Below are 23,748 nucleotides of genomic sequence, written 5' to 3' on the forward strand. Positions count from 1 at the left end.
AAATCCTGCCCCCGCAACCAACGAAACTTGTAAAGTTACCCAGTCCAGCTTCTTATTATCAAGCTCCTCAGACCAAACGTCGAGGAGCTTTTTTGCGTTTTCCCTCCGTGTCGATCTGGGTAGACGCGATCTTGGCTGACCTTGTCTCCAAGTTTGCGCATGATCATGATGCCGCCATCGAGCTCTATTTGTGGAGCTGGATTGATGCCTTTCAGGGATTTCATCGTGTTTCCTTGATTGTTTCTGGTTGAATTAAGGTGGGCGCCAGGGGCAGGATCACCGGTACTCCCGAGCTGGAGGGAATGAATTCAGCCTCGATGCCGTAGACGGATCGCAGGACGTCCGGCGTGATAACCGTGGCCAAGGTCCCATGCCCCACCAGTCTTCCACCGTTCAGCAGCATGATCGTATCGCTATGGCGAGCAGCAAGATTGAGATCGTGGACCGCGATCAGTACGAGCGCGCCGGTAGCGGCTACGTAATCCTTCAGAAGGTTGAGAACGTGCATCTGGTGCCTGACATCAAGTGCACTGGTTGATTCGTCGAGCAGCAGCAACTGCGGCTCGCGCAACAGGCGCTGCGCGAGCAGCACCAGCTGTTGCTGGCCGCCCGAAAGGGTTTGCATGCCGCGCGCGGCGAGATCGCCGATCCCGAAGAAGGCCAGGATCCGGGAGGCCGCGCCAACCGTTTCATCGGCAATCCGCCAGCCGAGCTGCTCATGACGGCCAAGCAGAATGACCTCGAGGACGGACAATTCCGCCCGGACCTGGCACTGCTGCGGCATGAAGCCGATTTTGCGCATGTCGACCGGTTTGCCGCACCACAGGATCTTGCCACCGGAAGAAGACTGTCCCGCAATGGCGTTCAGCAGGGTCGACTTGCCAGCGCCGTTCGGGCCGATCAATCCGACGATCTGACCAGCCGCGATAGACGCGGAAACCCCGGATAGGACTCTGGTGCGGTCGTGCTGGACGACCACGTCTTTCAATACCAGCCGCATCGTCATGCCATGCCTCCTTGACCGCGTTTGGCGATGACCGCAAACAACATCGGCACGCCTGCGACGGCCGTGATGATGCCGACGGGAATGACGGCGGCCGGAGAGATGAATTTCCCAAACACGGAAGCGCCGATCAGAATGATCGCTCCTGTCACTGCTGCAAGGGGGAGGGAAAAGCGATGGTCCTCTCCGACGAGCGCCCGGGCGACATGTGGAGCAATCAGTCCAACGAAGCCTATGGTGCCAACGAAGGAGACAGCCGCGGCTGTCAGCAGCGCAACGATCAGGAAGGTGTGCCTGCGGATGTTTTCAACGGAGAGCCCGAGGCTGCGCGCATTGGCGTCTCCCAGACGGAGCGTCGTCAATGCCCAGGTGCTGCGAGCGATGAACGGCAGGCAGGCGCATGCGATGGCGGCAGTGACCGCGACACTCGTCCATGTGGATTTCAACAGGCTGCCGAACATCCAGAAGACGATCTGCTGGAGCACTTCCGGTGATGCCAGGAACTGCAGCAGCGACTGCAATGACTGGAAGAAAAACAGGACGGCGATGCCACCGAGAACCAGGATTTCCGGCGTAGAGCCACGCAACCGGGCGATGAGGTAGACAAGTCCGCAGGCGACCAGTGTCATCGCGAAGGCGCAGGCCGGGACAACCAAGAACCCCGGAAGAGGGATAAGCGAGCCGAACATGATTGCGAGCGCCGCGCCGAAGCCAGCGGCTGCTGAAAAGCCGAGCGTGAAGGGACTGGCCAGCGGATTGCCGAGGATCGTCTGCATCTGCAGACCGGCAAGGCCGAGGCAGGCGCCGACAAGCACGCCCATGACCGTTTGTGGCATACGCAACTGCCAGAGAATGGTCGCAACCATGCGGTCGTTGCCGGCCGGCCCGGCCAGCAGTCCATGCCATAGGTCGACAAGCGGCATGCCGGAAGGGCCGGTGACGAGATCGAGCACCGTCAGCAAGACGAGACCGATGAACGCGCCGATCAGCACCGAAGTCCGACGTGCGGATGCGCGGCGAAAGCCGTCGCGCATCCCTTCGAGACCTGAAGAAAAGGAGGTCATTGTTCGTCCGCTTCATCATAAGGCAGAACGAATACGCCATCGGCCTTGATCGGCAGCCATGTGTCGTAATAGTCGCGGATGTTCCTTGCAGGATCGACGTCCCTGAATGCGTCGGGATAGAGCTGCTTAGCGATATATTGCGCGTAGACGTAGTCCGAGAGTGTGCGTGCGCCACCATGATAGATTGCATGCACACCGCCATTGTTGACAGCAGGCAAATCGGACCAGCCGGGACGACCCATATAGGCCTTCACGCGCTCGCGGGTCACCGTGGGATCGGCGCCGAAGCCAACAGCAACCGCTTGCGGCTTGTTGAGCCATTCGGAGCCCCCGAGAAAGATCAGGTCGGGCTTCTGCGCCAGCACATATTCCGGGCTGAGTGGCCCCCAATTGCCGATCTGGCCTTTGGCGATATTATCGCCGCCAAGCCTGTCGACCAGAGCGCCCCACATGGTGTCGCCATAGGAATTGCCGACTTCGCCAGGTCCTTTTTGTGCCAGCTCGACATAGACCTTTTTATCCGTCGGTCCTGCCGCTTTGATCCGGGCATGAATGTCGGCCATCGCATCTTCATAATTCCTGGCAAGCCTCTCGGCGCGGTCTTCCGTGCCCATCAGTTTGCCAAGCGCCAATGTGGACGCGACATGCTTTTCGACGGTCTGGGCATTGTAGTCCAGCGTTACGATCGGGATACCCGCTGCCTCGATCTGCTGTATGCCTTGCCCGAGGGCGTCATAGGACCAGGCTGCCAGAATGAGCAGATCAGGCTTTGCCGCAATTACTTTCTCGATGGAGAACGTGTTGTCTTCGGTATTGCCGACGTCAGGAATGGAGGCGAGTTTTGGTAACGCCTTTTGATATGCTGCGAACTGGTTCGGTCTCCAGTCCTTCCACGTTGACAGCGAGAGCGCCACGACCTTGTCGAGCGCGTCAGGCCCGGCGATCGCGAGGTAATCCTCATAGTAAAAGCTGAGGACGATACGTTCCGGCACCTTGGGTACCGTCACGGTTCGTCCCTTGACGTCAGTGACGGTAATGTCGGCAAAGGCGCTGGCCGTCATGGCCGTCATGGCCATGAAGCCGAGGAAAGCTGCGGTGAGGGTGCTTTTCATGGTGTTTCCTTGCGGTATGCGCTGGCGGGCGCCAGAACGCTCGCCGCTCTTGATGTGGTTGGACGCTGTCAGCTCAACCCGCGTCAGGCAGGGCCGGAGTGCTTTTGCTGCGGGTGAGACGATTTCGATGGCCGGGCGAACTGCTCCGAGAGGTCGAGCAACGCGGAAGCCACTTTCTCCTATGCCGCCTTGCGGCCGAAAGTCGGTCGATCGCGGAAAGTCGCGCAGGAAAATCCTGGTGCGCGGTGCAACAAGCTTGCAAACCTGTGATTTGCTGCTGCTTCTGGACGGGAATCAGAAAATCGATCGGGAGTACGGGCGATACGTCGCCCAACGTGATCCTGAGGAACATGACGTGGTGTCCGGCGCTACGCCGGTCACCACGTTCCGAGGATCGGTACGCTCAACCGGCGATGACTGAAGGACCGCTGCGATTTGCAGCGGCGGGTTCAGGCAAAGGCGCCGGCCGGAGGGCCACGTGGGCTCGTGTTGGGAGGAAACAGCTGGCGGTAGAACGCTTCGCGCCGGATCGGCAACTGAATTTCCGCCGCGACGACAATTGCTTGTCCGATTGAATCGGCAGGCGCCGGCACGACGATTGACGCCGTGATCCGGCAGGCTTCGCAGCCATTGCCGACATCAGGGCTGTGGTGTTTCCCGTTTTCATCATGCCCAGGAAGGCAGAGCACCGGGACGGTTCCATCAGGCAATGTGTAGGCCGAGATTTCCGAAAGAGGAATTGCCGATTCGATGACGGGTGTCTTATGGGCAAACCCGACGGACAACAGGGCTATGGCGCAAAGCATGCGCACCAGTTTTGCCATGTCTGACGTGATTGCCGCCATACGGATCGGTCCCCTTCCGCTGACTGGATTAAGCGCGCTTTCAACGTTTCGCAATGCGGCACTTTGTACTGTCTTTTGTTTTCTGGTTCGGTCCGCGCATTCCACTATCCAGAAAATCGTTCAACTTTCGAGTTGGCTCTCAGAGCCCTCCAAGCTGTCATATAGCCCCAGACTGATTGATCCGGCCCCAAGCCCCAAGCGTTCGATGGACGCTGGGTGAACCCGCAACGTTCTGGATTTCTTAAGTTGTAACAAGCACTTAAACTCCGGAACTGTTCTCACTCAAATTCTTTCGAAAGCACCCGTGACGGGCGGGTTCAGCAGCTCGCAAAGCGACGACATCGGTCTGGAAGGCGCGCTTCGCGTGCAAGGGCTGCCGGTCCTGATGATTGGAGGTCCTGATGATTGCCGGCGAGGACGCCAAGCCCTCGCCAGCATATCAGCCTTTGTGGCCTGAAACTTCCAATCCGGCGTCGCGGGGCAGGCCGAGGAAACGAATGGCCGACAATACTCCGATTGCCGCGACGACGAGCAAGGCAATGCGGATATCGGTAAGCGTGCCACCCTCTCCAGTATCGCCATGCAGGTAAGACGAGAACCGGATCACGCCCGCGGCAACTGCGATGCCCAGCAGCTGTGACAACTGCTGCAACATCGAAGAGATCCCCGTGGCCGCACTTCGCTGGCTGGGCGTCACGTCCGCAAACGCAATCGTGGTCAGTGACGTAAATTGCATCGATCTGAACAGGCCGCAGGCGAAAAGCAGCACATACAACAAGGCACGAGGTGTCTGCCCGTCAACCAGTGCAAACGCGCCGATCGATGAGGCAGCGGCAATGCCGTTGATCACCAGAAGAGAGCGGAATCCGAATAGCCGCAAGGCCGGCGTTGTCACGCTCTTCATCATCAGGTTTCCGAAGAAGTAGACGAGGACCAGGCCTCCGGTTTCGACTGCGTTCAGGCCAAGGCCGACCTGAAACAACAACGGCAGCAGGAACGGGGTCGAGTTGATCGCCAGCCGTCCGGCGGTGCCGGCCCATAGAGTAGCGAGCGCGAAGGTCGGTAGCTTCAGGACTGACATGTCAAACAAGGCGTTTGTTGCGCGCCTCAGATGCCTGACGGCCAGCCAGCCCGCTCCGAGCCCGAGCGTCATCAACATAACCCCGGGGATGCCTCCATTCCCAGTGCTGATAAGCTCCAGACCCGTCAGGGTCGATGCCAGTCCGACGGTTGTCAGCAGGAAACCGGGAACGTCGAAAGGACGAGGATCTTCAGCCGGGACCGGGGGAATGAAAACCGCCACCAGTACGATGCCGATCAGGCCCAGCGGAACATTGATGAAAAAATTCCATTCCCATCCTACGTGGGTGGTAATCCAGGCTCCAACAAGCGGACCAATCACCGGAGCGATGAGCGCTGGCCAGGTAATGGTCGCGATAGCGCTGACGAGTTTCGATTTCGGTGTGTCGCGCAGCACGAGCTGGCGACCGACTGGGGTCATCAGAGCGGCCGAAGCGCCTTGGACGAGACGAGCAATCGTGAACTCACCCAGCGTTTCTGAAAGGCCGCAGGCAACGGACGACAGGGTGAAGAGAGCAATTGCCGAGAGGAAGACCTGTTTCGCCCCGAGGCGATCAGCCAGCCATCCGGCCGGCGGAATGAATACCGCCATGGCAAGCAGGTAGACGGTGAAGCCAATATTGAGGGTTACGACATCGGTGTCGAATGTTGCAGCCATCGCGGGAAGAGAGGTGGCGATGATTGTCCCGTCCAACATCTGCATGAAGAAGGCGACGGCAACAATGGCCGGGACAATCCGCGTGCGAGGAAGGGTAAGCGGTGAGGAATGGTTCAATGACATGGATGACAGTACAGTCGTTGGGCGTCGGCCGGTTCTCCGACGCCCGAATTCAAGAGATCAATTGCTTGCGGCGACTTGTTTCAGCGCAGCGTCATAGAATGAGCGGTCCACCCAGCTATCGTAGTCGACCTTGCCGTTTAGCAGCCCTGCTTCCGCCATGAAGGCTTCTTCACCCTGAAGCGCCCGGACTGCTTCGTCGGTGATTTCGGGATCCTGGAAGAACTTGCCGTCCGGGTATGTGGCGCGCACAGCACTGTCGCTGTTGCCAGTTTCCTTGACAAAGATTCCGATCGTCTCTTCCGGATTGGCGTCGGCCCAGCGCGCTGCTGCGATGTCCACGGCAAGCAAGCGCGTCACGATTTCCGGGTATTTGCCGGCGAAGTCGCCGTTGACGCTGACAACGTGCGGAACGGCCCATTCCGGCTTGCCGGATTTCCCGGCGTCGAAAAGGACCCGCGCTTGCCCGGTCTCCACCAGTTTCTGGGCGGGGCCGGTGCTTTCCACAATGGCGTCCACGTCGCCCCGAGCCAACGCTGGGGCGGAACTCTCGATGCCAAGATTGAGGCTCTCGATATCATTGATGGAAAGGCCCGCCGTCTGCAGCGCCTTTGCGAAGGTCGAATGGCGAACGGTACCCGACAGATAGGCCACTTTCTTGCCCTTCAGATCCTCAAGCGTCTGGAGCGGCGAGTCCGGCTTGACGACGATGAGGGTTTCGTTGGAACGGTTCCAGCTGGAAAGCCCGACCAGCTTGACGTCGGCACCTGTCGCGGCCAGGCGAAGTGAGGGATTGTTGCCGATGTAGGTGAAATCAAGCGCGCCGGAACCCAGGGCAACAGTGGCCGCGGAGCCGCCATCGAATGTCGTGAGTTCGACCTTGATCCCATCTTTTGCGAACTCCTCCTCCAACAACTTCTGATTCCGGTAGAGGATGAATTTCAGATGCCCGGGTGCGGTGGAGCCGATACGGATCACGTCCGGCTTTGCATCATCGGCAAAGGTCGGCGTGGCGCCTGCCAATGGAATGACGGAAAGTCCAAGGGCAAGTCTTAGAAGTGTCCGGCGGAGCGGAAATGCTGATGAAAAGAGGGTCATGAGTTGATCCTTTCGAGGTGATGCTGTGTCGTTAGGTGTGACGTCGGCAATTCAGTTCGGACCGCTATCTGCGCTGCTGTGCCAATGCGTGGCACGTCGTTCGCCCGCCACGAGCAGGTAGTTGAGGAGAAGGCCGATGATCGTGAGGGTCAGTATGCCGGCATACATCCGGTCGGTTTCCAGCATCAGCGACGAATGCTGGATCAGGTAGCCGATGCCCGATTGCGCCGCGAGCATCTCTGCGGCTATCACCGAGAACAGGGACGTCTTCACACCAAGCCGCGCGCCGGCAACAATTGATGGTATGGCGGATGGAAAGATGACTTTCTTGAACATGTTCCAGTCGGAAGTTCCCATCGAGCGGGCAGCCTTTATCAGCAGCGGATCCGCGGATTTCACCCCGACGATCGTATTGATCAGGAGAAAGAAGACGGCGGCGTAGAAGGTGATGGCAATCTTCGAGGCCTCGCCTATGCCGAGTACGAGGATGAAAACCGGCAGTAACGCGAACTGCGAGGTGTTGCGCAGGGTCTGCACGAGAAAATCCGACGCCTTCTCAAAGAGAGAATAGCGCCCCATCAGCAACCCTAACGGGACCGCTATCACGACAGCCAGCACGAAGCCCGCTGCTGCACGCTGGAGACTGATACCGATATGTTCGCCCAGCTGTCCGCTCATGATCATCTCCCACAACGTGGCGAGCACCCGGCTGAGCGGCGGAAAGAACAGTGCGTTGATCCAGCCGGCCCGGGGCGCCACTTCCCACAGAAGCGCAAACGCGATCAGCGCAGGGAGCCCGATTGTCAGGGTGCTGAATGTTTCGCTGAGGGCGGTCGGCGCTTTCGTCGCTTTCGACCGGCGGCGAAATCCGAGCGCGTTGCGAATTGGCGGGCTTTGGTCGATCGTCAGGCTCATTTCGCCCTCCATTAGTTGGCGTAGCTTGAAGCGAGCGCCCAATCGCGCTGCGCCTTGCTGACTTCGTCGCGCAGGCTCTCCCAAACCCGACCACGATAGGTATTGAAGGCATCGCTGTTGCGGACATCGAGTTCACGGGGTCGCGACAGATCGATATCGATGATCTCCTTCACTCGCGCCGGACGCGCGGTCATCACGACGACCCGATCGGCAAGGTAAATGGCTTCGTCGATGGAGTGCGTGACGAAGACTACCGTCGTCTTGATCTGTTCCCAGATGCGAAGCAGCTCGCTCTGCAGGATGTCCCGTGTCTGGGCATCGAGGGCCGCGAACGGCTCGTCCATGAGAAGGACCTGCGGGTCGGTGGAAAGTGCCCGCGCAATCGCAACCCGCTGCTGCATTCCGCCGGAAAGCTGTGAGGGAAAGCGATCCTCAAAGCCTTTCAACCCGAAGAGATGGAGGAAGTAGCGCGCTTTCTCGCGTCGCTCCGCGGTTGCCACGCCGCGAACCTCGAGTGCGTACTCGACGTTCTGCAGGGCCGTCCGCCAGGGAAACAGCGCATATTGCTGGAAGACATAGGCCGTCCTGGCATGTGGCTTCGTCACGTGTAGACCATCGATCGTGGCAATGCCGGACGTCGCTTCCGTAAGGCCCGCGATGACATCGAGGAGAACCGACTTGCCGCTGCCGGAGGGCCCGACGACGGTGATGAACTCGCCGCGGTTGATCGTCAGGTCAACACCGTCCAACACCGCGATCCGGTTGGAAGTGATGCCGTCCACCGTTATGGTCTGGCCGGGCTTGAGGGTAAATGTCTTGCGCAGTTCGCTAACGGCGATGCGTTCCATGGTCCTGTCTCCTTCGCTCAGACTTGTGCGACACGGATGTGGCGGGTCGGATCGTTCTGCGCCCCACCAGCGCGGCCACGGCTCCAACCCAGCGAGCGGGCGTAGACGCCAAAAAGTCCGCGTTGATCGACTTCGGTTTCGGTAATGCCGATGGGCTGGTGGGCCTGCTCGGCAACGTACAGCGCATCGGTCGGGCAATAGATTTCGCACAGAAAGCAGGTCTGGCAGTCGTCCTGGCGTGCGATGACCGGCAGGCCACTCTCGTCGCGATCAAATACGAAGGCCGGACAGATCCGCTCGCAAATGTCGCAACGAATGCAGCGATCCGAGGATATGACTTCAATCATCTCTCAAGCCTCCTGCATTGCGTCGAGAGCCAGTTGCTCACGCACTGCCGTCACCTGGTCCAGACCAGAAACGATGATGCGACTTGTCTCCGCGGCGCGCTCTTCCGGAAAATCCTTCCTGCGATGCACGCCGCGGCTTTCGGTGCGCAGCAGCGCTGCTGCAACGGTCCAGCGCGCCGTCGCCGTAACGGCAGCCACTTCTCGCGAGCGCAACCGTGCGATGCCTTTTGACGATGGTGCCGCGTTGAGACCGGCCCATAGCTTTTCAAGCTGCACCCGGCTGGCCTCCAGCGTGTCGCCCGAGCGCCAATAGCTCTTCTCTAGTGGTGCAATCTCATCGTGGACGACTTGGGCCGCTTCCGAGAGATCGACCTCGCGCTCGGCCGTGCCGTTCAGGCCTGTCGTCCCAAGCGCCTGCAATTGCTTGAAATGGCGGCCCTGCCGACGGCGGGCATGCTGTGCTGCCCCGTGCCCGGCCCACCACCCGCTGGCGATTGCCCAGGACGCGTTTATAGCACCGCCTCCAGAGACACCCCCGGTGACGTTCTCGCGGCTTGCCGCATCACCTGCGACATAGAGGCCTGGAACACCGGTGGCGCAATCGGACGATACGATGCGAATACCGCCAGTTCCTCTGACGGTGCCTTCATATTTGAGCTCAACGCGGAAAAGGTCGTTGAAGGGATTTATGCCCATCCGTTCGTAGGGCTGAAAGCAGTTGGGCTGCCCCCGCTGCAGCCAGTCCTGCATGGCGGGCTCGGCGTGGTCCAGACGCGCAAAGACCGGGCCGGACAGCAATGCCTTCGCAACCTGTCGTTCGCCACCACCGATGCCGTTGGTCACGGGTTCACCATTGGAATCGCGCAGCACCTCGCCGTCTTCGCGGTAGAACGTGGCCCAGCGGAAAGGCAGGCCCTTGTTCAACGAGGAGCCGTGTGGCGCCAGCGTGTATTTCCCCGTGAACTCCATTCCGGAAAGCGCAGCACCGGCCTCGGCAGCGAACAGATATCCGTCGCCTGTAAGCCCCGTGCCGCCAAGAATACGCTCGAAAAAAGCGCAGCCGCCGGTGGCGAGTACAACGGCCCTTGCCGTGACCCGAAAGCTCGATCCGGTACGGCGAACCAGCCCTGCAGCGCCTGCAATCTCATTGTCGGCACCCAGCAGTTCCAGCACCGGGTGATGATCGAGAATGGTCACGCCCGCCTTCTGGACCCTCTGGCGGATGAAGCGCATGTAGTCCGGACCACGGAGATTGGCGATGTAAAGGCTGCCGTCCTCCTCGGTTGGAAACGGATATCCCCATTCCACGAGTTTCTGCAGGTTTTCATAGGCCCGATCGGCGCAACGCAGCATCCATCGGCGGTCGGCAAGACCTGCCGTCCGCTTGAAACGCTGCTCGACGGAAGCGGTGCGTCCTTCACCGGGTGGGACGCACCACGTGCCCGTATTCGAAGGTGCCGTGGCACCACTCGTTCCATGGTAGCCTTTGTCGGCCAGGACGACGCGAGCCCCGGCTTCGGCGGCCGAAAGTGCAGCCCAGGCTGCCGCCGGCCCTCCGCCGACGACGAGCACGTCCGCTTCCATGACACGCCCCTCAATTACGGGCTGCTCTTTACGACGCGATGCCACGATCTTTCACTCTCCGGTGATGCGTTTGAATGACGCTGGCTCTGGGTGAACCAGGGCTGTCAGCCTGACCGTCAGGCCGCGGTCGAGAACCAGGATGGTTCGTTCCCTGCCGTCCACTTGATGTTGCACCCGATCGACGGAAGCTGGGCGCTTGCTACATCCTGACCAGCCAGGACCGCATCGACTGCTGCGCGCAGGTCGGCACCGGTCACCGGCTTGCCGTTGCCAGGCCGGGCGTCATCGAATTGGCCGTGATAGGCCAGACGGCGCTCCCGGTCGTACAGGAAGAAATCCGGTGTACACGCCGCGCCGTAAGCTTTCGCAGCGGACTGCGAGGCGTCCTTCAAATAGGGGAAGTGGTAGCCGTGGGCCTTCGCTTCCTCTCCGTTGCGCTGCAGAGTTTCTTCAGGGTGCGCCGCCGCGTCGTTGCTGTTGATCGCGATGACGGCCAATCCCTTGCCTGCAAACTCGTCGGCAAACCTGGCGAGCTCTTCGCGTAGCAGGACGACGAAGGGGCACCGATTCGAGATAAAGGCGACGAGCAATGCTGGCTGCTCGGAGAAGCTTGAGAGCGTGAAAATATTTCCGTCGGCATCGGGCAGTGCGAAATCGGAAGCAGAGGTGCCGAGTGCGATTTCGTTGGATTCGGTTTTGGGCATGATTTTCTCCTGCTGCAAGAACCGATCTATAAGGCGATATAATCCATAGTTTTTATAGATAATATGTTTTGTATTTGTGCCTGTGAGTAGATTTCGTTGTCATAAATTTCGAGAATTGGCAGCGGTTCTTTCCTCGCGGCCATGGGGCATACCGCATATGCCCGCTTGATCTGAGGTCTGCTGACTTGTGCGGCAATGCCGCTGGCTGAGGTCAGAACGGACGCTGGCCTCCAATAGGTTTCTGTCATAGCATCGCAGGACTTGCAGCAATCCGCTTTGGCACCACGAGGAGTGGTGGCACCAAATCCGCACATACTCACGCCATCACTGGCATGCGATATTCATCCGGAGCAGCGATATGAACAAGGCAACTTCTATCTCGTCCGCGCCTCAGCGCAGCATTGTCGTCCAGGGTTTTACCAACAGCCTGCTTGATCCAAACGCTCCGATGCTGGGGCCGGTCGAAAACGGTGGTACGATCATTGCCAATACCGCTCCCGGCTGCTGGGGACCGATGATCACGCCGCGTTTGCGCGGCGGTCACGAGGTCACACAGCCAGTCTTCGTGGATGGTGCCAAGCCCGGAGACGGAATTGCCATACGCATCCGCGACATCACGGTAACTTCGCTCGCCACTGCTTCCGGCCACGACTCTTCGCCGGAGGGCTTCTGCCTCGGGGATCCCTATGTCGCGGCACGCTGCCCCACCTGCGATGAGATCTGGCCAGAGACGCATTTGGAAGGGATTGGTCAGGATGCGGTGAAGTGCAATAAATGCGGCAATGCGGTCAAACCGTTCGAAATCGTTCACGGCTATACCGTGGTTTTCGACGAGACGCGTCGCGTCGGTGTCACCGTTCCGAAAGCGGCAGCTGAAACGATAGCACGCGACGCCCATCACTATGCCGCCCTGCCGGATGAATCCGTGCAGCATCCGATTTTGGCGTTCGCCCCCTCTGACATGCCGGGGGTCATCGTGCGCATGCGGCCCTTCCTGGGCCAACTGGGAACGACACCTTCGCACCCCATGCCAGATTCACACAATGCCGGCGACTTCGGCGCCTTTCTTGTCGGCGCACCGCATGCCTATGCCATCACGGCCGAACAGCTTGCCGAGCACAAGACGGACGGCCACATGGACATCGATGCGGTGCGGCCGGGGGCAATCCTGATCGCACCGGTGAAGGTAAAGGGTGCAGGGGTTTATATGGGGGACATGCATGCCGCCCAGGGTGACGGTGAGATCGCCGGTCACACAATGGACGTCGCCGGAAGCGTGACCCTTCAGGTCGAGGTCGTGAAAAACTATCCGATAGACGGCCCCGTGCTGTTTCCCCTGCTGGAGGACCTGCCGCCGCTTGCCCGGCCCTTCACCGCCGATGAGCGCACGCGCGCCGCACGCTTGGCCCATACCTGGGGCATGGATACTCTTGAAGAACTTGCCCCCATCTCGGTTGTCGGTACGGCCGCCAACATGAACGCCGCAATCGAGAACGGGCTTGAGAGGGCCGCCAAGCTACTTGGATTGACGGTTCCCGAGGTGCGCAACCGGGCCACGGTGAACGGTGCGATCGAGATCGGCCGCGCGCCCGGTGTCATCCAGGTGACGTTCCTTGCGCCACTGAGCCGGCTCGATGCGGTTGGTCTGGGTGACTATGCCCGGGAGCAGTACGGTTTATGAAGGCTGGTACCTGATCCGCGGGAACTGTTCTTCCTTCTGGGCGACTGGCCTCGATACATCCTCGGGCAAGGATGAGAACGTTGTGAACTCGTCGTGCGCCAATACCGGTGCCGCGCGGAGGTTCCTGCCGTCGGGAAAAGCCGGTCTCGCCGGAGTGTAGGCTATTGCGAGTAGTGCTGCGCGCGATGGAAGGCAAGCAACTCGCGCAGACAATCGCGATATGTTTGACAAACGCCTGTGAATGGCCGACAACCCGTCCATGTCACCGTTTTGGTCCATTCAATCAACTGACTACAAGGCTAGCTGTAAAATCGGCTAATTGCCTGGCGCCCCTACCTGCGAAAGCAAGAGCGGTGCCAGGCCAGCTTCCAGCTACTTCCCCTTATCTATGCAAGTTTCGAGCGCACTCGGTATGGTGCGCGCTTTTGCTTGCGCGTCTAAGATTGGATTACCAACATGACCTTCAGATGCAGTTGCACATTCCCCATCAGCGGCCCGAACAAGCTGCCTCGTTTCAAGAAGTGGGCGGCGGCCAACGTCCCCGAGATCCTGTTCAGCCTACCTCCGCAAGTGCCGGTAAAAAGCGAAGCACTAACGGTACGCGTCCGATCGGTGGAAGATCGCCGCATTCTTTTGGCTCGGCTTGATGGCGTGAAACTATAGCCGAAATATCGGATGGCGGCTTAGTCCGCCATCCATTCCCAAGGCGATTTCTTCTGCGGAGCATGTGATGGCGACGGACAAACTACTCACTGGTGCGAGGCAGCGGACAGCGTTTGGCCATGGGCTAATCTGGATGGCGCTCAGCATGGCCTCCTTCATCGGCATGGCTGTGGGGTCGCGGGAACTGGCAGCGACGTTGTCGATCCGTCAGGTCCTGTTTTTTCGTGCACTGGTCGGTCTTGCGGTGATCCTGGTCGTGGGACGGTCTCTGCTGCCAGAGATCCGGCAGAAAAAGCTCGTCCGTCTACACGTCTTGCGCAACACGGTCCATTTTGCCGCGCAATACTTCTGGACCATCGGCATAGTCCTTCTGCCGTTGGCCTCGGTGTTCGCGCTGGAATTCACCATGCCAATCTGGGTCGCTTTCTTTGCGTGGATGTTTCTGAAGGAGCGTCTGACGGGGCCGCGGATACTGGCCACCCTGGGTGGTTTCATCGGCGTCCTGGTGGTCGTGCGGCCCGGGTTTGGAATGGTCGACCCGGCTGCGGCATTGGTCCTGATCGCGGCCGCGGGCTACGGCCTGTCGCTGATTTTCGTGAAGCAGCTGACAAGACAGTGTTCGCCAGGGGTCATCGTCGTATGGATGATCCTGATCCAGTTGCCGCTGGGTTTCCTGGCCGCAATAACCGACTGGCGAGAGGTCCATTTCACGGATGTGCCCTGGATGCTCCTGGCGGGCATAGGTGCACTGAGCGCTCACTACTGCCAAGCGCAGGCACTGAAGAGGCTCGAGGCGTCGGTCGTCATGCCGATTGATTTCCTCCGCGTGCCAATGGCAGCCCTGGTAGGGTATTATATCTACGGAGAGGGTATCGATCTCTGGGTGGTGGTCGGGGGCGGCATCATCCTGGCATCGAACTTTCAGGCAATGATGTCGGAGCGTAGCAGGCCTCAGCCTGCGTAGTTCGGTACGATCCCTGGATAGATGGTCGTTTGACGGGATGATGAACCCCAACGCTTGGCTCGGTCCGCTGGAAGCATGCCGGAGGAACGGCATATGCTTGCAAAAAACACTTTAAGTGATATCCGAACGCTCAGATCATATGCCACACAGGCTTTTGTCCATTTGGTGACGCAGTCATGCTCGACTTGAAAAACAACGATAGCGGTCGACCGCATCCTTTGAAAATCACCATCTAGCCCGAACGTGCGCAAATCCTGGTGGCGTTCGGGGCTACCAGGAAAATCTCCCGACTTATTGCAGCCTCCCTGGAGGCCTTCGCTCCTGTCTCTTCATGGGCCAGCGCAGCGAGCGTTCCTGTGGAGCGATGACTGGTAACTCCGAATGCCAAAAGACGCAGTGTCCCACACCAAAAAAGTCACCCTGCAAAGAGCTTTCTCTAAGCTGGGTATTTCGTCCCGCACTCAAGCAGAGCAACTTGTTAAAGAGGGGAGGGTGCAGATCAATGGAAGGCTGGCCACAAATCCATCGGTATGGGTGGACATCGATAGTGATCGTCTAACTCTGGATGGCAAACTTTTGGAGGGACGACATCAAGTCTACCTGGCGCTCAACAAGCCACGCGGCTTGGTGACGACGCGGCACGACCCAGAAGGCCGTCCAACGGTCTTTGACTGTTTACGGAGTGTCGATCTCCCATTTGTGGCACCAGTTGGTCGTCTGGATAAGGCCAGCGAGGGACTACTGCTCTTCACCAACGACACGGTGCTAGCTCAGCGGCTGCTGGAGCCGTCGCTGAGTATCAGGAAGACGTATCACGTCCAGGTCAACGGAATGCCGACCGAACATGCCTTGAGGAGATTGGCCAACGGTGTCGCGTGTGGAGGAGCCCATCTGGCTGCCAAATCGGTTCGAGTTATCCGACGCGGCGAGAAGAATTGCTGGTTGGAAGTTGAACTCACCGAAGGCAAAAACCGTCAAATACGAAGGATGATGGAAGAAGTCGATCTGCTTTGCCTACGTCTTGTTCGAGTGGCAATCCATGACTTGGTTCTTGGTGATCTTCCGAAGGGACATCATCGCCATCTCACGGAGTTTGAAATTCAGTCGCTTCGCGCTGGAGCGGGGCTGCCGTAGCGTTCGGTCACCACAACGACTTCATTGCCAGGAGCGGGCTGGGAACCTTGAATGCCGGGCTTGGGGCAGATCCAGGTGACGCTTTCACCGCAAGCGGCGCTTAGAGCCGGCCCGTGCCAAAACCACCACTTCCATCAGGATTTCGTCCCCGTGCAGATTTTCCCCCTCGAACCCGTTATCCACGCCCTCTACCTGGTAGCGATCATCGTGGAGGCCATGACCGCTGCTATCGCAGCGGGGCGGCGCGAAATGGATTGGTTGGGCGTCTGTGTCCTGGGCAGTGTCACTGCTCTTGCAGGTGGCTCCGTCCGCGATGTGCTGCTCGATAACCATCCACTTTCTTGGGTGGAACGGCCGTATCTGCTGGGCGTGACCTGTGGCGCTGCTCTTGCCACCGTGGCGTTGGCAAGGCTGATGCCAAGGCTTCGACACTTGTTCCTGATCCTCGATGCCATCGGTCTTGCGGTCTTCACGGTTATTGGCTGTCGCATTGCCGCAAACCTTGATCTTCCCATTTCAGTCGTGGTCGCCTCAGGCGTGATAACGGGCTGCGCCGGGGGAGTGCTGAGAGATATGTTGTGTGCCGAAGTGCCGCTGTTATTCCGTGCGGAACTGTACGCGACGGTTTCAGTCGTGGCGGGTATTGCCTATGTGGGCACGATCTATGTTGGCCTTGGCGAGTCTTTCGCGCTATTGGCGGCTTTGGTCATAGGATTGGCGCTGAGGCTGACCGCGATACGGTTTCGCTGGAGCTTGCCGAAATTCACATACGTTCGTGATTGATGTTGATGTTCACGCTAGCCGATGCCTGGGGTTATGCGCCCCACCTCGCCGTTGACTTAATCGTGGGTAAGCATACGATCACCCACATGATGACGTGCGGACCACAAGCCAGACGGGAGCCCCTGCGCCTCAAAGCAGGAGCGTGACCCGGTCGCACTAAGATGCGCCCGGGATTATCTGCCGGTTCCCAAGAAATAGCGCCTTCGGTCGACCACTTCGCTTCCGAGCCGCGCCATCTGGTCGAAAGGTCATCGACATGGTTCATTCTCCAATCGAGAGTTTTGATTTTGATCGTCCTTCCCTTGGCGATCTGGCAGCCAGCCTGCATGAGGAAGTGCGTTCGATCGCACCGCTTGTTGATGCAGTCCACATGGTCGGAATTGGCACTTCGGCTGTTGGAACGCAGGCCTGGATCGCGCTGGCCATAATTCACGCCTTTTGGCGGAACGCGAATGTCTCTCCGGATGTTACCGCAGCCGTTCTAAGCGGTTGGCCCGAGATTTCGGCATCGCTGGAAGAAGTTCTATGTTTCAGATCGGGTGCAACCGACCATGAGAGCGATCCGTTTCTTCTCTTCAGTCCTATTGCCGCCGAGTCTATCCCTGTTCCTGCCATCGATGAATATCTGGATCTCGTGCAGAACCGCTTCTTTGTCTGGAGGCGCCCAAGCATAGACCGGAGGTCTCTGGGTCAATCGCTGCTCGCTGGAACGGGGCCGGACATCGAGGAGGATTATCTTGACGCATTGCAGAAGCTGAAGGCCAAGCCTTCCTACGACCGCCTTTGGCTTGGCTACACGGACGGACGAAGCTTTTTCCGCAACGAGAGGCGACAAGGTCCCAAGGGTCTGGAATTGGCAACGTCGGTCACTGATCTTGAACACAGTTCCTTGTCGTTCGAAGACAGCTACGCCTGCAAAATCTCGATTAATGTGTCCCTTGCCGCACGGGAGATGAAGCGTCGCGCGCTAGGGTTGGACGTGGTGTCTTGAACGGCTCCGTCCCTTTGGTGCCGCCGCTTGACAACAGCCTCCATGCGGCCATGATAGGTGACATGAAACTCCTATTGAAAAATCTCCACTCACTGAAGGCTAGCATTATCGCGAACTAGCGGCCCCCGTCCGGAAAATGACCGGGCGAGGGGACGATATCCAGCGAACTAGTCGATAGTCCCGGCGCCGCCGAGGCCGGACTTCAGGGTAGGTACAGAGAGTTTCATGACTTTGCGCGTTGCTTCTCACATTTATGTTTGGTTCTCGAATTTCCATTTGGGTCTCGCCGATACGCTATCGCTGCGCTCGGGGAGGCTGGGCGCAGGATCGATGCCCCTGGTCCGGTAAAGCCACTTGACCAGGGGTCGTTACCCTCCTGCCAAACCCATTTGTATCGGAGAAACCGATGTCCAGAGAATCCTTCTGTCAACTGACAGTTGGCGACGCCAGCGTTTTGATGTCTATGCTCGACTACTATTGTGACAAGCCGAATGCGTTCACAGTCCTTTTGCGGGAAAAGCTTAGCCACGCGGAGATCTTCTTCAAGGATGACATCCCGCCAGACGTGGTAACGCTCGATAGTCGAATCCTCTATAAAACAAACCAACGGCCAACCGGACCGCATGTGCTCGTCAGGAGCAGCCCCGAGAAACTACCGGAGTTTGCGCTTTCAGTTCACACCATGCGGGGACTTGCCTTGCTTGGTCTGGCGCAGGGCGAAACGGTGGACTGCCGTCTGGAGGATGGAAGCCTTGAGGTACTGCAGGTCGACCGTCTGCTGTATCAGCCTGAGGCAAACGAGAGGATGTCCAGCACGCCAGGTTCCACCGGAGCAATTGTCGATGATGCCCCACAAGTGGTCACCTTCCGGCCTCGGACAAAGCCGCTGCCAATCAACTACGACGATGACCCCGGCCCCAGCGCGGCCTGAAAGCTAGCGCCGTCAATCGTGAGCCCCCGGCGGGCTCCGAACCAATTGCCCGAACTGGAGAATATGTTGAATCCGATACGAGTGGCGGGCCGATGCGGCATCGCTGCGACAGAACCGCTGGCTCAGGTTGGTGCCTTGCCATGGCGCATGTCAAAGAAGGGCCTTCTGAGGATCATGCTGATTACCTCGCGAAGCGGTAGGCAGTGGATTATTCCAAAGGGGTGGCCGATCGCTGGAAAATCCGAGGCTGAGTCCGCGGGACGGGAAGCATTGGAAGAAGCGGGGATCATCGGAGATCTTGCTCCGCGGCCTTTGGGAGATTTCCACTACTCCAAACACGGTTGCTCGGAAGAGATTCTTCGTGTGCGCGTCTTTCCACTGCGGGTGCGTGGAACGCTGGTGAGATGGCAGGAATCGAAAGAGCGGAAGCGGCGCTGGTTTTCGATAAGTGAAGCGACCAACACGGTCGCCAACAACGAACTGGCAGCTTTAATCCAAGCCTCATCCGAGGCGGGGTTCGACAAGGCCGACTAGTCACCGACGTTTGCGAGGCGGCCTTGCCGCTTCGCAAACGCATTCGACAACGTCTGTATTTTCCCGTCTCGCCGCTTGCCGTTCGTTCTCTGTGCGGACCCTCAATACGACGGGTCATGCGTCGACCAACCTCGGATTCCTGATCCACCGCGCCACGGCAGGACTTTAGCGACTGTATTGCCATGTATGCTGCTCCACGTGCCGCCATGCCCGTCGGCGCATGTGTGCTGATTTTTGGTCGAAGCGACGGCCAATGCTTCCTGGCGGTTGTTTAATGGCTCGAAGTCCACCGAGTTGGCAAATGTGGTTCCAGCAGCGATGTGCTCATAATCTAGGCGATCCGTTGGGGTGCTTAAAAAACATCTTGACGCTTTCACCGAAATATTCTCCAATCGAACCAATAGAAGAATGGTTCGCAAAATGGCACGGTCAACTGAGTTAGAGCCTAAGGACAACTCAAATTACGCCCTGGAAAAACTGCGCGAGCTCATTCGAACGGGGCAGCTCGCAAGCGGCGGGCGATTGCCAACCGAGCGCGCTTTTGCAGAGACCCTTAATGTCGGCCGCCGTTCAGTTCGTCGTGCCCTGGAAGTGCTCGAGTCCGAAGGTCTGATCTGGCGTCGCCAAGGTGCCGGGACCTTTGTTGGCGAGAAGCCGGATGGCTGGACCAATCATGTCGATGCGCTTGTCGCCGGCACCGACATCATGGAAATCATGGAGGTGCGTCTGCGCATCGAGCCGCAACTGGCGCAGCTCGCCGCCATGCGTGCAAAACCTGCCGAAATCGAGCGCATGCGGGCGCTGGCTGAAAAGATCGGTCAGAGCACGGACGCCGATGCCAAGGAACTGTGGGACGGGGCGCTTCATCGCCAGATTGCCCAGAGCGCCGGCAACCAGCTTTTCCTGTCGATCTTCGATGTCGTCAATCGCATCCGCCAAGATGATGCCTGGCAGTTGATCCGCGAGCGCGCCCGTCGTGCCGGAAAGAACGAAAAGGCTTCCTACCTGCAGCACCTGTCTATCGTTGATGCCATTGGGGCGCGTGATCCGGGCAAGGCGGGTGAGGCGATGCGCCAGCATCTGCTGATGCATCAGGAGCGGCTGATCCGCGCCACTTCTCTCGACGATGCGGGCCTGACGGATGAGGAAATCGAAGGTCTCGCGATCGTGGATGAGGAGGACAGCCAGCTCAGCGCGGCCTCCTGAGACATCTGGAATACCTGCCGTTCCTTCGCGGGCGGCCAACAAGAACAATGCCAAAACAGAGAAAAATCAGACCAGAGGATCGAACAGATGAAAATTGCCAGCCTGACATCTGCGCTGCTTGCCGGCGCCTTCCTTGCCTTCCCGGCCATGTCCGCCGAACTGCGGATCGGCCTCAATGACGATGCAGACGTTCTCGACCCGGCGCAGTCGCGCACCTTCGTCGGGCGTCTCGTCTATACGGCGATGTGCGACAAGCTTGTCGACATCTCGCAGGAGATGAAGATCGTCCCGCAGTTGGCTACCGAGTGGGCATGGTCTGAAGGCGGTAACGTGCTGACCATGAAGATCCGCGACGGCGTGAAATTCCACGATGGCGAGGTTCTCGATGCCGCCGCCGTGGTTGCCACCATAGAACGCAACATGACCCTGCCGGAATCGCGCCGCAAGAGCGAACTCGCCTCTGTCGCCAAGGTGGAAGCGAGCGGCCCGCTGGAAGTGAAGTTTACGCTGAAGTCTCCGGACGTCACGCTTCTGGCCCAGCTTTCCGACCGCGCCGGCATGATCGTGTCGCCGAAGGCTGCCAAGGAACTCGGCGCCAATTTCGGATCCAAGCCGGTCTGCGCCGGTCCGTTCAAGTTCGTCGAGCGTATCCAGCAGGACCGTATCGTGCTGGAGAAGTTCGCCGACTATTGGGACAAGGACAAGATCCTCGTCGACAAGATTACCTACCTTCCGATCCCGGATACGACCGTGAAGCTGGCCAACCTGCGTTCGGGTGACCTCGATATCGCCGAGCGTATCTCGGCATCCGATGCCGAGTCCGTGAAGAACGACCCGAACCTCACCTACGCCGACGTCATCGGACCCGGCTACATGGCCATGTATGCCAACGTCGCCAACGGCGAGCGCGCGGACAACCCGCTCGGCAAGGACAAGCGTCTTCGTCAGGCGTTTTCGCTGGCGATCGATCGCGAGGCCATTAGCCAGATCGTCTACGAAGGCACGGCCATGGCAGGCAATCAGCCGTTCCCGCCCAGCAGCCCGTGGTTCAACAAGGACCTAGCCGTACCGGCGCGTGACATCGAAAAGGCCAAGCAGCTGATGAAGGAAGCGGGCTACGAAACGCTCGACATCGAGCTGCAGCACGCCAACAACACCACCCAGACGCAGATGATGCAGGTCATCCAGTCGATGGTGGCCGAAGCCGGCTTCAACGTCAGCCTGAAGGCGACCGAGTTTGCCACGCTGCTGTCGGAACAGACCGCCGGTAACTATCAGCTCAGCCGTTCCGACTGGTCCGGCCGCATCGACCCGGATGGTAACCTTCATCAGTTCGTCACCTGCAAGGGTGGCATCAACGACGTGAAGTATTGCAACCCGGAAGTCGACAAGCTCCTGGACGAAGCCCGCACTTCGCCGGACGATGCCGTGCGCAAGGAGAAGTATGACGCCGCCAGCGTCATACTCGCTGACGACATGCCGATCATCTACCTCGGCCACCAGCCCTACGCCTACGCCATCTCCAACAAGGTCGAGGGTTTTGAGCCGTCGCCGGATGGCATGATGCGTCTCTTGGGTGTCTCCAAGAAGTAATTTCACCTCAAGACAGCCGCGCGGGACAAAATTCCGCGCGGCCTCCTGCAAATCAAGAGGGCGATGTCATGCCTGTCTATATCGGCAAGCGGCTGCTGGTCGCGATCCCGACGCTGTTGATCATCTCGATCTTCGTGTTCTCGCTGCAGAAACTTCTGCCCGGCGATCCGATCCTGGCCATGGCCGGTGAAGAACGGGACCCCGCGACGATCGCGTTCCTGCGCGAAAAGTACCACCTCAATGATCCAGTCATCGTCCAGTATTTCTCCTGGATCGGCGGCATTCTCGTCGGTGATTTTGGCATCTCCCTGCGAACCAACCAGCCGGTCCTCGAACTGATCGGCCAGAAGCTTCCGGTGACGATCCAGCTCGCTGTCATGTCGATGATACTAGCCTTGCTGATCGGCATTCCGGCCGGCATCCTGGCGGCCGTCTACAAGAACCGCGCGTGGGACTACATCGCTAACATCGTGGCTTTGTCAGGCCTTTCCGTGCCGAATTTCTGGCTCGGGATCATGCTGATCCTGCTGGTGTCGGTCAATCTCGGCTGGCTGCCGGCCTCCGGCTACGAATCGATCTTCGTCGATCCCGTGCGCTCGATCAAAACCATGATCATGCCGGCCTTCGTGCTGTCGACGGCGCTTGCCGCCCAGTTGATGCGCCATACCCGTTCGGCCATGCTCGGCGTGCTCAGCTCCGACTACATTCGCACTGCCCGCGCCAAGGGATTGTCGCCGCGTGAAATCATCTTGAGCCATACGTTCCGAAACGCGCTGCTGCCGATCGTCACCCTGTCGGCGTTGCTGTTCGGCGAACTGCTGGCCGGCGCTGTGCTGACCGAACAGATATTCACCATCCCCGGTTTCGGCAAGCTGACCGTCGATGCCGTCTTCACCCGCGATTATGCCGTTGTTCAGGGCATTGTAATGTGCACGGCCATCGGCTTCATCCTGATGAACCTGATTGCGGATGTGCTCTACGTTCTCCTCAATCCGCGCCTGAGGGCAACGCTATGACGGTGATCGAACAGACTGCCCCCACGATCGCCAAATCCCGCGAAAAGAGCCGGGCCTGGCGCAAGATGTGCGCCAACCGTGGCTCCATCGTCGGCATGGTCATCATCCTGTTCTTCGCCATTCTGGCAATTGCCGCGCCGATCCTGCCTATCCCCGATCCGGTTGCCACCAGCTGGTCTGCGATCCGCAAGGCGCCGTCTGCGGCCCATTGGATGGGCACTGACGACCTGGGTCGCGACATTCTTTCGCGCATGATCTGGGGGGCGCGCGCTTCGCTGATGGCCGGCGTCATCTCGGTGGCTATCGCTGTGGCGATCGGCGTGCCGTTCGGCCTGCTCTCCGGTTATTTCGGCGGCTGGGTCGACCAGGTCATCCAGCGCGTTACCGAAGCGCTGCTCGCCATGCCCTTCCTGATCACCGCGATCGCGCTCGCGGCCTTCCTCGGTCCGAGCCTCACCAATGCGATGATCGCCATCGGGCTTTCGGCGATGCCGATCTTCGTGCGGTTGACCCGTGGACAGGTGCTGGCGGTGAAGACGGAGGATTATGTCGAGGGTGCCCGTTCGGTTGGCCTCGGCCATGTCGACATCATGACCCGCTACATCCTTCCCAACGTGTTTGCACCGATCATCGTGCAGGCAACGCTGACGGTGGCGACCGCGATCATCGCCGAGGCGAGCCTGTCCTTCCTCGGTCTCGGGCAGCAGGCGCCGGCACCAAGCTGGGGCTCGATGCTCAACGTTGCCAAGAACTTTTTGAGCCAGGCGCCATGGATGGCGATGTGGCCGGGTGCGGCCATCTTCCTAGTGGTCATCGGTTTCAATCTTCTCGGCGATGGCCTGCGCGATGCGCTCGACCCCCGCGAAAACTAAGT

The 23,748-nt window shown here is 59.2% G+C and carries 23 protein-coding genes; 12 read left to right on the top strand and 11 right to left on the bottom strand.

Translation table 11 applies throughout. The features are described 5' to 3' along the window. On the top strand, nucleotides 1-251 hold a 251-nt coding region (locus tag LH464_RS20795; protein WP_226788329.1), incomplete at its 5' end, for a hypothetical protein. Here LH464_RS20795 and LH464_RS20800 read toward each other — a convergent pair. From LH464_RS20800 to LH464_RS20850, 11 genes are all read right to left on the bottom strand, one after another. Beyond that, the gene (locus LH464_RS20800) at nucleotides 221-1,006 is read right to left on the bottom strand and encodes an ABC transporter ATP-binding protein (protein WP_226788330.1); all 786 of its coding nucleotides are present in this window, start codon (nucleotides 1,004-1,006) and stop codon (nucleotides 221-223) included. The two genes, LH464_RS20795 and LH464_RS20800, sit on opposite strands and share 31 nt — an antisense overlap. Then, nucleotides 1,003-2,067 (bottom strand): FecCD family ABC transporter permease, encoded by a 1,065-nt coding sequence (locus LH464_RS20805; RefSeq protein ID WP_226788331.1) that lies wholly within the window; start codon nucleotides 2,065-2,067, stop codon nucleotides 1,003-1,005. Before LH464_RS20805 ends, LH464_RS20800 begins: the two co-directional genes overlap by 4 nt. Next, on the bottom strand, nucleotides 2,064-3,179 hold the full coding sequence (locus tag LH464_RS20810; RefSeq protein ID WP_226788332.1) for an ABC transporter substrate-binding protein: 1,116 nt from the start codon (nucleotides 3,177-3,179) through the stop codon (nucleotides 2,064-2,066). The genes LH464_RS20805 and LH464_RS20810 overlap by 4 nt, the downstream gene beginning before the upstream one ends. A gap of 449 nt (nucleotides 3,180-3,628) precedes the next feature. Then, on the bottom strand, nucleotides 3,629-4,024 hold the full coding sequence (locus LH464_RS20815) for a hypothetical protein (protein WP_226788333.1): 396 nt from the start codon (nucleotides 4,022-4,024) through the stop codon (nucleotides 3,629-3,631). A 439-nt stretch (nucleotides 4,025-4,463) separates the two neighbouring features. Further along, the gene (locus tag LH464_RS20820; RefSeq protein ID WP_226788334.1) at nucleotides 4,464-5,885 is read right to left on the bottom strand and encodes an MFS transporter; all 1,422 of its coding nucleotides are present in this window, start codon (nucleotides 5,883-5,885) and stop codon (nucleotides 4,464-4,466) included. 57 nt (nucleotides 5,886-5,942) lie between these two features. After that, on the bottom strand, nucleotides 5,943-6,980 hold the full coding sequence (locus LH464_RS20825; RefSeq protein ID WP_226788335.1) for an aliphatic sulfonate ABC transporter substrate-binding protein: 1,038 nt from the start codon (nucleotides 6,978-6,980) through the stop codon (nucleotides 5,943-5,945). A 51-nt stretch (nucleotides 6,981-7,031) separates the two neighbouring features. Beyond that, entirely contained in the window at nucleotides 7,032-7,895 is an 864-nt protein-coding gene (locus LH464_RS20830; protein ID WP_226788336.1) for an ABC transporter permease, read from the bottom strand. Between the two features lie 11 nt (nucleotides 7,896-7,906). After that, nucleotides 7,907-8,743 carry an ABC transporter ATP-binding protein gene (locus LH464_RS20835; protein WP_226788337.1) on the bottom strand — a complete coding sequence of 279 codons (837 nt, stop codon included), beginning with the start codon at nucleotides 8,741-8,743 and terminating at the stop codon, nucleotides 7,907-7,909. Nucleotides 8,744-8,760: 17 nt separating this feature from the next. Further along, nucleotides 8,761-9,090 (bottom strand): 4Fe-4S dicluster domain-containing protein, encoded by a 330-nt coding sequence (locus tag LH464_RS20840; RefSeq protein ID WP_226788338.1) that lies wholly within the window; start codon nucleotides 9,088-9,090, stop codon nucleotides 8,761-8,763. Between the two features lie 3 nt (nucleotides 9,091-9,093). Continuing rightward, a complete protein-coding gene (locus LH464_RS20845) occupies nucleotides 9,094-10,719 on the bottom strand; it encodes an FAD-dependent oxidoreductase (protein WP_226788339.1) in 1,626 nt (541 codons plus the stop codon). A gap of 71 nt (nucleotides 10,720-10,790) precedes the next feature. Beyond that, the gene (locus LH464_RS20850; RefSeq protein ID WP_226788340.1) at nucleotides 10,791-11,378 is read right to left on the bottom strand and encodes a thioredoxin family protein; all 588 of its coding nucleotides are present in this window, start codon (nucleotides 11,376-11,378) and stop codon (nucleotides 10,791-10,793) included. A gap of 358 nt (nucleotides 11,379-11,736) precedes the next feature. Between LH464_RS20850 and LH464_RS20855 the strand changes: the two genes are divergently transcribed. The 11 genes from LH464_RS20855 to LH464_RS20905 all read left to right on the top strand — a co-directional run bounded on the left by LH464_RS20855 (nucleotide 11,737) and on the right by LH464_RS20905 (nucleotide 23,746). Further along, nucleotides 11,737-13,059, top strand: a complete 1,323-nt coding sequence (locus LH464_RS20855; RefSeq protein WP_226788341.1) for an acetamidase/formamidase family protein — start codon at nucleotides 11,737-11,739, stop codon at nucleotides 13,057-13,059. A 730-nt stretch (nucleotides 13,060-13,789) separates the two neighbouring features. Next, on the top strand, nucleotides 13,790-14,686 hold the full coding sequence (locus LH464_RS20860) for a DMT family transporter (RefSeq protein ID WP_226788342.1): 897 nt from the start codon (nucleotides 13,790-13,792) through the stop codon (nucleotides 14,684-14,686). Between the two features lie 381 nt (nucleotides 14,687-15,067). Further along, nucleotides 15,068-15,820: a pseudouridine synthase gene (locus tag LH464_RS20865; protein ID WP_226788343.1), complete on the top strand. Its 753-nt coding sequence runs from the start codon at nucleotides 15,068-15,070 to the stop codon at nucleotides 15,818-15,820. A gap of 216 nt (nucleotides 15,821-16,036) precedes the next feature. Continuing rightward, nucleotides 16,037-16,603: a trimeric intracellular cation channel family protein gene (locus LH464_RS20870; RefSeq protein WP_390625030.1), complete on the top strand. Its 567-nt coding sequence runs from the start codon at nucleotides 16,037-16,039 to the stop codon at nucleotides 16,601-16,603. Nucleotides 16,604-16,859: 256 nt separating this feature from the next. Further along, nucleotides 16,860-17,594, top strand: a complete 735-nt coding sequence (locus LH464_RS20875; protein WP_226788345.1) for a hypothetical protein — start codon at nucleotides 16,860-16,862, stop codon at nucleotides 17,592-17,594. Between the two features lie 406 nt (nucleotides 17,595-18,000). Next, nucleotides 18,001-18,525: a transcription elongation factor GreAB gene (locus LH464_RS20880; protein ID WP_226788346.1), complete on the top strand. Its 525-nt coding sequence runs from the start codon at nucleotides 18,001-18,003 to the stop codon at nucleotides 18,523-18,525. Nucleotides 18,526-18,570: 45 nt separating this feature from the next. After that, nucleotides 18,571-19,059, top strand: a complete 489-nt coding sequence (locus LH464_RS20885) for an NUDIX hydrolase (protein ID WP_226788347.1) — start codon at nucleotides 18,571-18,573, stop codon at nucleotides 19,057-19,059. A 408-nt stretch (nucleotides 19,060-19,467) separates the two neighbouring features. Then, nucleotides 19,468-20,265 (top strand): FadR/GntR family transcriptional regulator, encoded by a 798-nt coding sequence (locus LH464_RS20890; RefSeq protein ID WP_390625025.1) that lies wholly within the window; start codon nucleotides 19,468-19,470, stop codon nucleotides 20,263-20,265. An 87-nt stretch (nucleotides 20,266-20,352) separates the two neighbouring features. Next, complete coding sequence (locus LH464_RS20895; protein WP_226788349.1) at nucleotides 20,353-21,858, top strand: ABC transporter substrate-binding protein; 1,506 nt, start codon at nucleotides 20,353-20,355, stop codon at nucleotides 21,856-21,858. Between the two features lie 68 nt (nucleotides 21,859-21,926). Then, on the top strand, nucleotides 21,927-22,874 hold the full coding sequence (locus tag LH464_RS20900) for an ABC transporter permease (protein WP_226788350.1): 948 nt from the start codon (nucleotides 21,927-21,929) through the stop codon (nucleotides 22,872-22,874). Continuing rightward, nucleotides 22,871-23,746: an ABC transporter permease gene (locus LH464_RS20905; RefSeq protein ID WP_226788351.1), complete on the top strand. Its 876-nt coding sequence runs from the start codon at nucleotides 22,871-22,873 to the stop codon at nucleotides 23,744-23,746. Before LH464_RS20900 ends, LH464_RS20905 begins: the two co-directional genes overlap by 4 nt. Nucleotides 23,747-23,748: the final 2 nt, after the last annotated feature.

Origin of the sequence: Pseudorhizobium xiangyangii, assembly GCF_020531965.1 — a bacterium.
GTDB classification, from domain to species: Bacteria; Pseudomonadota; Alphaproteobacteria; order Rhizobiales; family Rhizobiaceae; genus Neorhizobium; species Neorhizobium xiangyangii.